This window comes from Shewanella sp. YQ_9 (genome assembly GCF_043103185.1).
Lineage (GTDB): Bacteria > Pseudomonadota > Gammaproteobacteria > Enterobacterales > Shewanellaceae > Shewanella > Shewanella algae.
In genome coordinates, this window is the sequence record NZ_JBICJO010000025.1 from 19830 (window position 1) to 30279 (window position 10450).

General features: G+C 53.7%; 11 protein-coding genes. 5 read left to right on the forward strand and 6 right to left on the reverse strand.

From position 1 onward, the window contains the following. Complete coding sequence (locus ACF8D4_RS07185) at positions 1–333, reverse strand: VanZ family protein (protein ID WP_392465097.1); 333 nt, start codon at positions 331–333, stop codon at positions 1–3. Positions 334–505: 172 nt separating this feature from the next. Between ACF8D4_RS07185 and ACF8D4_RS07190 the strand changes: the two genes are divergently transcribed. Next, positions 506–991, forward strand: coding sequence for a YajQ family cyclic di-GMP-binding protein (locus ACF8D4_RS07190; protein WP_101056811.1), 486 nt, complete (start codon positions 506–508; stop codon positions 989–991). Here ACF8D4_RS07190 and ACF8D4_RS07195 read toward each other — a convergent pair. From ACF8D4_RS07195 to ACF8D4_RS07210, 4 genes are all read right to left on the reverse strand, one after another. Beyond that, positions 988–2673, reverse strand: a complete 1686-nt coding sequence (locus ACF8D4_RS07195; RefSeq protein ID WP_392465098.1) for an MFS transporter — start codon at positions 2671–2673, stop codon at positions 988–990. The genes ACF8D4_RS07190 and ACF8D4_RS07195 overlap by 4 nt on opposite strands. 161 nt (positions 2674–2834) lie before the next feature. Further along, positions 2835–3155, reverse strand: a complete 321-nt coding sequence (locus ACF8D4_RS07200) for a hypothetical protein (RefSeq protein ID WP_025011704.1) — start codon at positions 3153–3155, stop codon at positions 2835–2837. A gap of 67 nt (positions 3156–3222) precedes the next feature. Then, positions 3223–3807, reverse strand: a complete 585-nt coding sequence (locus tag ACF8D4_RS07205; RefSeq protein WP_028779732.1) for a peptidylprolyl isomerase — start codon at positions 3805–3807, stop codon at positions 3223–3225. 65 nt (positions 3808–3872) lie between these two features. Then, positions 3873–4439: a YajG family lipoprotein gene (locus ACF8D4_RS07210; protein WP_025889928.1), complete on the reverse strand. Its 567-nt coding sequence runs from the start codon at positions 4437–4439 to the stop codon at positions 3873–3875. A 161-nt stretch (positions 4440–4600) separates the two neighbouring features. Here ACF8D4_RS07210 and ACF8D4_RS07215 point away from each other — a divergent pair, with 161 nt between their 5' ends. The 4 genes from ACF8D4_RS07215 to grxB all read left to right on the forward strand — a co-directional run bounded on the left by ACF8D4_RS07215 (position 4601) and on the right by grxB (position 7966). Further along, entirely contained in the window at positions 4601–5185 is a 585-nt protein-coding gene (locus ACF8D4_RS07215; protein ID WP_144162359.1) for a porin family protein, read from the forward strand. A 127-nt stretch (positions 5186–5312) separates the two neighbouring features. Beyond that, positions 5313–6374, forward strand: coding sequence for a DUF2804 domain-containing protein (locus ACF8D4_RS07220; RefSeq protein WP_392465100.1), 1062 nt, complete (start codon positions 5313–5315; stop codon positions 6372–6374). Positions 6375–6395: 21 nt separating this feature from the next. Beyond that, entirely contained in the window at positions 6396–7316 is a 921-nt protein-coding gene (locus tag ACF8D4_RS07225; protein ID WP_226684730.1) for a sterol desaturase family protein, read from the forward strand. Then, positions 7316–7966, forward strand: coding sequence for a glutaredoxin 2 (grxB, locus tag ACF8D4_RS07230; RefSeq protein ID WP_208125000.1), 651 nt, complete (start codon positions 7316–7318; stop codon positions 7964–7966). Before ACF8D4_RS07225 ends, grxB begins: the two co-directional genes overlap by 1 nt. A gap of 125 nt (positions 7967–8091) precedes the next feature. Here the strand turns inward: grxB and ACF8D4_RS07235 are convergent, their stop codons facing one another. After that, positions 8092–9417 carry a DUF3300 domain-containing protein gene (locus ACF8D4_RS07235; protein WP_392465102.1) on the reverse strand — a complete coding sequence of 442 codons (1326 nt, stop codon included), beginning with the start codon at positions 9415–9417 and terminating at the stop codon, positions 8092–8094. Positions 9418–10450 lie beyond the last annotated feature (1033 nt).

A 10450-nucleotide genomic window follows, 5' to 3' on the forward strand; every position in this document is an offset into this window, starting at 1 on the left:
TTACTCCTTCAGCATGGCGGCGCCAAAATACTTGCGATAACCCCAGAGAGATACGTAGAAGAGTACGACTCCGGTCATATCGGCGACAAAGTCGGCCATATCGGCACTGCGGTAGGGCAGACGGGATTGCACCATCTCTATCAGAATGCCGTAGCCGGCCAGGGTGGCAAACATTAAGTACCAGCGGGGGCGAAATGCCAGATAGGTCAGCCAGGCGAGGGCAAAGAAACTGCCGATATGGCCCACTTTATCCAGGTTAGGAATGCTCTGAGGGTAGTTAGGCTTGGAAAAAACCAGGTAGCTGATCACCGCCAGGGCAATCAACAAAGCCATTTTAAACAGCAGCTGTCGGTTAATCACAAATCACGCAGGGTTGGAAAGCTTGGCGAACATCATAGTCAAAATAAAGCCTGGCTGTCATCAGCAGACTTGGATTTATTCAGCTCGGCTTCAACTTAGGGTAGACTGGCGCTATTGGTTTGACTGATAAGTAAAAGGCGATGAAATGCCCTCATTCGATATAGTGTCAGAAGTAGATGCCGTTGAGCTGCGTAACGCAGTGGATAACAGCAAACGTGAATTGGATACCCGCTTCGATTTCCGCGGGGTGGAATTTGCGGTGGAGTATAAGGACTTTGTGGTGACCCTGTCGGCAGAGTCTGACTTTCAGTGCAATCAGATGGTGGATATTTTAAGAACCCAACTGAGCCGTCGTAATGTGGATCCCAAGGCGATGGAAGTGGATGAGAAGGCGATCCACAGCGGCAAGATGTTCTCTTTGAAGGTCAAGTTCAAACAAGGCATCGAGACCGATGTGGCCAAGAAGCTGGTAAAACAGATCAAAGACAGCAAGATTAAGGTGCAGGCGCAAATCCAAGGCGACTCGGTACGGGTCACAGGCAAGAAGCGTGACGACTTACAGGCTGTGATGGCGCTGGCCCGCAATGCCGAGCTGGGCCAGCCGTTCCAGTTCAATAACTTCCGCGACTAGTCGTTAATCTGCGACTTGAGCGTATCTTGAGCAGTATCGGCCCGCTTCGGCGGGCTGTTTTTTTGCACCAGCCAAATCAGCAGCAGCACGGGCAAGCCTATGATGCTGGCGCTGACAAAGAAATTCACATAGCCAAAGGCGTTGACCCAGGCGCCGGAGAAGCCGGCAATAAACTTGGGAAACAGTAACATCACTGAAGACAGCAGCGCATACTGAGTGGCACTGTAGCCACTGCTGGTGAGGCTGGAAAGGTAGGCGATAAAGGCCGCTGTGGCGATACCGCCGCTGAAGTTGTCCACCGAAATTGCCAGGGTCAGCAGCGGCACGTTGTAGCCCACCATGGCCTGCAGGGCGAACAACAGATTGGTGGTGGCCACCAGGAAGGCGCCGACATAGAGGATTTTTATGGTGCCGAAGCGTGCCAACAACACCCCGCCGAATGCCGAGCCCACCAGGGTCATGATCAGACCATAGACCTTGCTCAAGGTGGCGATCTCCTCCTTGCTGAAGCCCATATCTACATAGAAAACATTGGCCATGATCCCCATGACAATATCCGAGATCCGGTAGCAGGAGATCAGCATAAGGATCAGAATCGCGCTCTTGCCGTAGCGGCGAAAGAAATCGATAAAGGGCAGGGCCACGGCGCTGTAGAGCCAGGAGATAAAGGCGGCCATCCTATCTGTGCCGACATGGGTCAGTTGCTTGGCTTCCTGCTCTTGAATAGCCCTGTCTTTACTTTTGACGCCGAAGATCAGCAACCAGAGCAGCAGAGTGAGCCCCATAGTGGCCAGCGTGACTGCATCTGTATTCAGGGCCTGACTCGGAAAGTAGGATTGCAGTATCTGGGTGAAGGGTTCAGCCAGGCTAAAACAGAAATAAAGCCCCAGCAGCAGGAGCAGTAACTTGCCATGGCGCAGGATAAACAGGTTGGCTGGCGCGGCCCAGACCGAGAGTCTGGGTGCCAGGTTGGCTTTGAGTCTGTCTCTGAGGTTGGCTTCCTCCTCCCCTATCGAGCTGATATCCACCGCCGGCTCTTTGGCAAAAAGTGTCGCCAGTATGCCTATGCCCATCAAACCTGCCATTATCAGATAGGCGGTTTGCCAGCTCTGGAGATCATAGCTTTCCGGCGTGGGAGAAACCCAGGCGGCGATAGTCAGTGAGCCTGCTGTGGCTATGATCATCGCGCTGCGATAGCCCACCTGATAGGCGGCGGCCAGTGCCGCCTGCATTTTCTCCGGCGCCGACTCGATACGAAAGGCATCGACCACTATGTCCTGGGTAGCGGAGGAAAAGGCCACCATTAGCGCAAAGAGTGCCAGATGGGTGAGATCTTCCATGGGGTCACTGCCGGCCATTCCTAAAATGGCGGCTATCAGTAATAGCTGGGAGAACAGCATCCAGCCGCGGCGGCGGCCAAAGAGTTGGCTGAACAAAGGCAGGGGCATGCGATCGACCAGGGGGGACCAGGCCCACTTGAAGGCATAGATCAAGGCTACCCAGCTGAAATAGCCAATGGCGGCCCTGTCTACCCCGGCTTCCCTGAGCCAGAAAGACAGGGTGGAAAATACCAGCATCAGCGGCAGGCCGGCGGAAAAACCGAGCAGCAATAAGATGAGTACCCGCTTGTGGAAATAGATACTCAGGGCGTCTCGGGTGCTGGCAAAAAAAGATTGAGGCATGGCACGGCTTGGTGAGAGTCAAAGGCCTTAGAGTAAAAGCCCGCGCCTGCGACTTCAAGGCGTGCTTGGGTGTTTGCCCAATAAAAAATCCCCGGCAAAGCCGGGGATTGGTCGCCCGTGTCATTAAAGTGTCACCCGGGCGGGGTAGCTTAACGTCTGTCTCAGGGCCTGACGCCGATACAGCCTTCGGGTATGGGGCCACCACCGAACAGGTATTCACAGCAGTCGTCCAGTTGCTGGCGCAAAAACTGGTTACCGCGCAATACCCAATCGGGCCATTTATCGAAGGCGTACAACAAGTGCCAAAATACGCGTTCGACATCCGTTTGCGCTTCCCCCTGCAAGTTCAGCTGATGCCATTCTTCCAGGGTATCCCACAGATACAATCTGACTTCATTAAATTCCAGCTTGTCGCTCAAGAATGCTTTGCCGTAATGAGCCAGTTGGGGCGCTTTCACATCGATGAACTCTTCCGGGGTCATCAGATCGCCTCCTTATGTTTGCCAGGTTCAGTATAGACAGCTTTTTGATACTGAGCCGTGCCTGGGGTTAATTTCTGGGCAGAAGTGTGGCTTTCTTCAACAAAACCTGGGTAACCGGCACATCGGGCCAACCCAAGGTGCTGTTGGTGCCTGTCTCTACCAGCGCCATATTCTGAAGAACTTCAAGCCCTTGGCTGACTTCACCGAATACGGCATAGCCCCAGCGCCTGGAGGATGGGTCGAGCTTTTTGTTGTCGGCCACATTGAAGTAAAACTGGCGGGTGGCCGAATGGGGGGCATTCTCTCTGGCCATGGCTATAGTGCCTAGGCTGTTGGATAGGCCGTTGCCCGACTCATTGACTATCGGCTTGTCTGAAGGCAGTTCTTCATACTTGGGGCTGAGGCCGCCGCCCTGAACCACGAAATCGGCAATAATGCGATGAAACAATGTGTTGTTGTAGTCGCCGCGCACCACATAGGTGAGAAAGTTGTCCACAGTGATGGGCGCCCGGGTGCGATCGAGCTCGACCACGATTTTGCCCATGCTGGTATCAAATTCCACTTGGGGGTAGAGATTGTCTTTTTGTATATCCAATGCCAGCGCCAGCTGACTGGTCAGCATCAATACGGCTGCGAGTATCCATCGGCTCATGACCTGATTCCTTATCATAGTGTTGCAGACGGGCCGGCTTGTGAGTCACAGACCGGCCTAATAAATTACTGCTGCAAAAAGCTGTGCAGCTCGGGGTCGTTGAGTATTTCGCCGCTCAACTGGGTGATCAGCTTGTTCATGTCCAGTTCCAGCGAGGCGAAGTCGGCACTGAATGGCCCCTTGAGCAGCCCCTTGGCCTTATAACGCTTGGTCAGGGTATGGCTGCTGTTTTTCGCCAGCAGATTGATGCTGACATTGGTTTTGGCTTCGAAGCCGAAGCTGGATTCATCCACATCTGTGAGCAATTCAATCAGCTGCAACTGTACCTCTTTCCCACTGGCGGGATCGATTCGGTATCCGGCCTTGGCAAAACCTTGGCGGAACAGTTGATCCAATTGGGCCCTGGGGGGCTCGGCCGGGCTGACCAGACGTGCGGCTTTGCCATCTTCATTGAAGCGCACAATAAAGTTGGCGGTGCGGGTATCCAGGGTTTGCAGCGCCAGAGCAGGCTCCAGCGAAGTCTGTGGCGTGACCGCAGGCAGTTCAGGGCTCAGGGCAATAAAGTTGGGGGTATGACTGGCGCAGCCAAAGAGCAGCGCCGACCCCAGCATCAAGGTAGCAAGCCGTTTCATAAAAATCCGAAGCTGTAAAAAAGGTGGCATCAGGATAACCAGATTTGAGTTTGGCTTCCAGCATCTGGCAATGGCAGATAACCGACTTTGGTTCAGTCAGGGTTCAGACAGCGAAGCGCAATATCCGCGCGTAAAACACTTATAAATCATGGGGGAATCGTATGAAGTACGTTATATTGGCTGCTGCACTGGTGACGCCGACCTTGATGGCACCGGCAGCCAACGCCGCAGAAGGCAAACATGTTATCGGGGGCAGTATAGGCCTTGGAGTGCAGAATGATGATGACATCAGCCGCTTCAATCCCGATGCCGGTAACGCCGAAGACAACGACAGCTCAGACAGCTGGGGCACAGAGCTTTATTATCGCTATCATTTCACGCCAAACTGGGGTGTTGAAGCGGGTTACCTTTGGTCCGACGCCGGTATAGTCCATGCCTTTACCTCCGGCATTACCGAGTTACAGATGGATAGCTTCGAGGCGGCGAGAGTGTCTCTTTATGGCCGCTGGGGCTTTACCGAGCGCAACAGCTTCTATGCCAAGCTGGGTGCTGCCAGGGTTAAACTTGAATATCAATATACCAAAGACGGCGCCGGCTTCAATGACACTGAAAATGGCCTGCATGCGGCAGCCGGTTGGGAATATCGTTTCCGCAACAATCTGGGTATCAATACTGAATACGTGTATCTGAAGACGGATAACTTCGACTATCAAGGGGTATTCGTCGGCCTCAGTTACCGTTTCTGAATGACACAGTAAACCGGATAAAGCCCCGTATAGCGGGGTTTTTTCATTTTTGTAACATTCAAGACTTCAATCTCCGACGGCGACAGGGTAGAGTCAAGTTATTGCTCTAAAAACACCTGTTGGGAATATGTTGGAATTGAAATCCGGGCCTTTGCCGACGACTCAATCCGGGGTTGCAACTCAGGCGGCACCTGACTCTTTGATAGATGTTCACGGCCGGCCTCTGTTTGGTCATTTCGACGGGCCGCCAAAAAGCCTGGGATTGGCAGACTTTCAGCTGTTCAATGAGATGGACCGCAGGGTTTCACGCCTGAAACAGCGTTGCAGTTATAAGCAGTTTGAGTTTATTGGTCTTAACAGTCCCAGATGGATGCTGGGCGTTGCCTTGGCGGATATCGCCTATCTTGGCAGTGGTTTCTGTTATCTGTTTGATGTGCAGAGTCGTCGCATGTACCAGCAGAATCTGCTGCGGCCACCCGCTGGTTTTAACCTGAGCCGTTCGCCATGGCAGGGGGAGAGCCGTATGGGCGGCATTCACTTTCGGCGTGAGCAGGGACAATGGCAACTGAGTCTGGATCTTAAACTACAGGGAATGCCACTCGAAGGGGAACTGACCTTGGTTCCCGAACCGCTCAGCTTGCCGATGGCGCTTTGCAGTCCAACCGGTTACAGCGGTTGGACCTATACCCAGAAACACAATGCCCTCAAGGTCTCCGGCCAGTTGTCCTTCAATCATGAACCCCAGCCGCTGCTGCATGCCAGAGCCGGTTATGACTTTTCCGCAGGCTTTATGCGCCGGGAAACTAGTTGGCGCTGGGCCTCTATCAATGCCGATATTGAGGGTAAGGGGTTGGGGCTAAACCTGGCGGCCGGAGTCAACGAAACCGGCTCTTGTGAAAACGTGCTCTGGGTTGATGGTGCCAGGCATTTGCTGTCGCCGGTGCATTTTGAGTTTGACCGCATGGCAGCATCAGACGGCCAATGGCGAGTTTGGTCTGAGCGCGGCGATCTGGAGTTGGCATTTTCGCCCTTGGGGTGCCGCAGCGAAAGGCTCAACCTGGGGCTGCTTAAAAGCAATTTTCGCCAGTATACCGGGCTGTTTTCCGGTTGGGTCAAAGACTCCCTGGGCAAGCGCCATGAGCTGGTGCAGCAGAGCGGCCTGACAGAAGATCACTTTGCCAAGTGGTGAGCTGGAATAAAAGGAATAAAAATGGATTTCAATTTACTTATTTCCCACCCTGAATGGCTGCTGCTGGTATTGGCGCCGCTGTTCTTCATCTGTATGGCATTGGAGTGGTTTTTCGGTGACCGCCTCAGACGTTTGCCTGAGAATGCCCGCTATCGACCGGCGGAGGTTTTCTGTAACTTTGTGCTGGCTGGCATGCACCAGGGCGCCGATATTCTTACAGGGTTACTGCTGGCCAAACTGTATTTGTGGTTATTCGGCTGGCGTTTGTTCGACATTGAGATGAATGGCTGGACCTTTGTGCTGCTGATGCTGGGGCAGGACTTTTGCTATTACTGGTTCCACCGGGCCAGCCACAGATGCCGCTGGATGTGGGCCGCCCATGTAGTGCACCACAGCTCGGAAAACATGAATTTTTCCACCGCCTTTCGTCAGAGCCTGATGTACCCATTGGCGGGCATGTGGCTGTTTTGGCTGCCCTTGGTGATCATAGGCTTCGATCCCAACTGGGTGGTATTTGTGGTGCTGCTTAATCTGGGACTGCAATTTTTTGTCCATACCCAGGCCATCAAACGTCTTGGGCCCTTGGAGTGGATATTCAACACGCCGTCCCACCACAGGGTGCACCATGGCCGTAATCCTCAGTACATAGATAAGAACTACGCCGGGGTGTTGATCATTTGGGATAGATTATTCGGCAGCTTTGAGCCGGAGCGGGAAACCGTGCGCTATGGTATTACCAAGCCGGTGAACAGCTTTAATCCTGTGACAGTCACCTTTGCCGAGTGGCGCGATATGTTGGCGGAAGTGAGCCGCCCCGGCCTTAGTTTCAGGCAGCGTTGGCGTTTGCTGTTTGCACCGCCGGCCAGTCAGGAGTTGCCTGTTTCTGGCCTCGGAGGATATGCTGATGGTCCTGACAGTTCCAAGGAAGCTAAGGAGTACTGATGAAGCTTTTTGTGTTTGACCATTGTCCCTATTGCGTCAAGGCTATGATGCTGGTGGGGCTTAAGGCGTTGCCGGTGGAGCGGGTCTATCTGCAAAACCATGATGTGGAGTCCAGAATAGCTATGGTCGGTGCCAATATGGTGCCCATTTTACAAAAAGCCGATGGCAGCTTCATGGCCGAGAGCCTGGATATCGTCAGCTATCTGGATAATCTGGATGGTAAGCCGGTCATTACCCTTGCCAGCCAGGCCGATGCTGTCAGCCAATGGCAGGAGGCATCCGGTTATTTCAGCAGTCGCTTGCTCTATCCCCGCAGTGTGTTGCTCGGTCTGCCCGAATTTGGCAGCCAAGAGGCGATTGCCTGGTTTACCCAAAACAAGAGCGCCATGATAGAGATGTCTTTCGAGCAAGCGCTTGCGCAAACGGCCGATTATCTTGAGGGGCTGGCTAAGTGTTGGCCGCAGCTCGACTGGCTGCAATTGCCGTCGGAGCGGGGCAATAAGTTGAGTATTGATGATATCAACCTGTTCCCCGGTCTGAGAAACCTGACCATGGTCAAGGGGCTGGTATTCCCGGCCAGAGTGCGTGCCTATATCGAAGAAGTGGCAGCGCTGACTCAAATCGACTTGTACGACGACAGAGCCGTCTGAGCGGCTTTATCTGAGTCATACAACTACACCCAAAAAGACAGGCCAGTGCTGGACCTGTCTTTTTCATTCGTTTTCACTTTAGGGCAAGTGCTACTTTAACCCGGCTTTTTCAACGCTCTCTTTGCTCAACGCTCTCTTTGTTGATGCATTGCACGTTGTCTGTGCTCCTGAGCACGGTTGGGCTGGCGTCGCTCCGCCTGATGGCGCTGTGGCTGAGCTCGCTGCTGATGCTGCACCTTCGATTGACTCTGAGGCTGATAGTGTCTCTGTGGCTGCTGTTGTTTATCTGCCTGTTGCAACTGCCTGTCTCTGGCCTGATGTTTAACCCGCATCGTTTTGTCGACGGCGTTGGCACTGCTACTGGCACTCCTATATGACGGCTGCTGTGACAGCTGGCGAACCTTTTGTGGCTTGCCCTTATGCATCTTTTCCCTCTTGTCACCGGCGCGCCATTCGCGGCTATTGTGTTCCCTGCGCTTTTTTAGCTCATGCTGCAACTGCTTTTGTTGCTTGTTTCTGTCCTGATGCAGCCTCTGGCTATGGTTGAAGCTGCGGGCCTGGGATTCATAACGCTTGTGCGGCTTGTTGTATACCGCCTTGTTGTAGCGTTGTTGCAGCCCAGGGTGACGATAATGGGCGCCACGTCTGTGGTGCGGGTTATGGCTCCAGCGCTGGGCTCCCTGGCTATAGGCCAGTCTTGGCCGGTAGTGATTATAGTGTTTGTGGCGATAATCGACCCAGATCACTCTGTCATGCCAATGAAAAGCGCTGAAGAAGAAGTTAAATGAAATGCTAACCCCGGCACTGCGCCAGTAAAACGGACTGGAGTGGTAGCGTACATATCCGGGGAAAGGGTCCCAATAGATAGGCGGATAGCTGCTCCAGTGCCAGTGGCCATAGACACGGCGACTGTCGTAGTAAGGGACATAGATCACCTCGGTGCGGGTCGGTGCTATCACTATCTGACGTTCGTCGCGTCTGGCGTTGAGGTTACCCAGGTCATTTAATGAGTCGGCATCCCAGGCAGCTTGTCTCAGGGTTTGAATCCCATCCATCACCCGGCCTTCATCGGCGATAAAGGCTTCGCCCAAACGGGCGGTCCAGTCCAGATCTGTGCTCATCCTATTCAACACTTCCGGAAAGGCGATAAGCGCCATCACACTGGGATCCCAATCCTGGTTCTCGGCTTCGGCCATCAGGCGTTCATTGCTCCAATGGCTGCGCTGTTTGCGCCAGCGCTGTGCCTGCACCAGTTCCAGTGGATAGGTTGAGGCGATCAGCATATGGGTCAACAAGGTGTCCGGATAGAGAGCGATAGGGGAGAGCAGCTGCATCAGCTCGGGTTCCCGGATATCACTGCCGGATTCGGCGGCCTGCAGCGCCGTAGTTGGCAGGCCAAACAGACACAGGATAAGCACACTGTGCTGCAGCCAGATTTTCAGCTTGTTCATGGTTGCCTCCTTTAGGCCGGTATGGTTACCAGCCTGGCAAGTGAGCTAACTGAGGCCTTGCGATGCAATTCCCCATCAGTGGTTTCAGAATAAGTGGCCTTTGATGAACATAAGCTGAAGGCTTTTGGATGGCTAAATGATCTCCAAGCAGCGGCTTGGGGGAAGCGGGTAGTGGAACTGAGTCTTTTGAAATGGCGGAACTGTGGCTGTCGAAACAGGGACGTGTTCATGTTGTGTCACAGGCTCGTCTGTGCATAAGCCCGCGGCAGGCAATGAGAGACATCAGTTGCTGGAAGTTCAACTTAGGTTATTTGGCTATTTTGAGCTTAAAGCTCTGCTGGCCGTAGTGCCAGCGGCCTAAGGTCGTGAAACAAATGCATCCATGCACAACGGCCAGTTCGCCATCCCTGGCTCTCGCTCGTAGCCAGTCGCTACGCGACACTCGCCAAACCACACCGGGCAAGGGGCTTTGCTTGTCCAAAGCCCCTTGCATCCCCAAGGACACCCCGACGTAGCCGAAATCCCCGCTGGCTTATGAAACAAATTGGCTACACTCAGGACTCGCCAAATGCATCCATGCATAAGGGCCAGCTCGCCTTCCTTGGCTCGCGCTCATGAACTTGTTGCTTCGCAACATTCGCCTTGCTCGACCTTCGAGCCTCGACATCCCTGTCTCGGCTACGCCAATTTGCAACAACGCCAGCGGCGGCTCCGAAGGGGGAATTGGTGCAATTCTGTGAGAACTAACTTGTTTGAAGTTACCTATATGCCCGCAGACATACACCTAATTCCAGGCACAGGCGAAACTGTGACCGTCGAAAACAGGGACGTTTTCGTCGAGGCTACATGGACGTATTCACAACAACATCCCTGGTTTAACGGCCAGCTCGTCATCCATGACTCGCGCTCGAAAGCATGTTGCTGCGCAACTCTCGCCGTGTCACAGGATCGCCTGTGCGAAAAGCGCACCGCAGGTGATGGGCTACACCGTGGCTGGAAGCTCGGCCAGTACTAACTTAGAACTTTTAGCTTG

Excerpts from the sequence above, each read along its gene's own strand:
- ACF8D4_RS07185 (WP_392465097.1), bottom strand. The coding sequence starts at position 333 with ATGGCTTTGTTGATTGCCCTGGCGGTGATCAGCTACCTGGTTTTTTCC.
- ACF8D4_RS07190 (WP_101056811.1), top strand. The coding sequence starts at position 506 with ATGCCCTCATTCGATATAGTGTCAGAAGTAGATGCCGTTGAGCTGCGT.
- ACF8D4_RS07195 (WP_392465098.1), bottom strand. The coding sequence starts at position 2,673 with ATGCCTCAATCTTTTTTTGCCAGCACCCGAGACGCCCTGAGTATCTAT.
- ACF8D4_RS07200 (WP_025011704.1), bottom strand. The coding sequence starts at position 3,155 with ATGACCCCGGAAGAGTTCATCGATGTGAAAGCGCCCCAACTGGCTCAT.
- ACF8D4_RS07205 (WP_028779732.1), bottom strand. The coding sequence starts at position 3,807 with ATGAGCCGATGGATACTCGCAGCCGTATTGATGCTGACCAGTCAGCTG.
- ACF8D4_RS07210 (WP_025889928.1), bottom strand. The coding sequence starts at position 4,439 with ATGAAACGGCTTGCTACCTTGATGCTGGGGTCGGCGCTGCTCTTTGGC.
- ACF8D4_RS07215 (WP_144162359.1), top strand. The coding sequence starts at position 4,601 with ATGAAGTACGTTATATTGGCTGCTGCACTGGTGACGCCGACCTTGATG.
- ACF8D4_RS07220 (WP_392465100.1), top strand. The coding sequence starts at position 5,313 with ATGTTGGAATTGAAATCCGGGCCTTTGCCGACGACTCAATCCGGGGTT.
- ACF8D4_RS07225 (WP_226684730.1), top strand. The coding sequence starts at position 6,396 with ATGGATTTCAATTTACTTATTTCCCACCCTGAATGGCTGCTGCTGGTA.
- grxB (WP_208125000.1), top strand. The coding sequence starts at position 7,316 with ATGAAGCTTTTTGTGTTTGACCATTGTCCCTATTGCGTCAAGGCTATG.
- ACF8D4_RS07235 (WP_392465102.1), bottom strand. The coding sequence starts at position 9,417 with ATGAACAAGCTGAAAATCTGGCTGCAGCACAGTGTGCTTATCCTGTGT.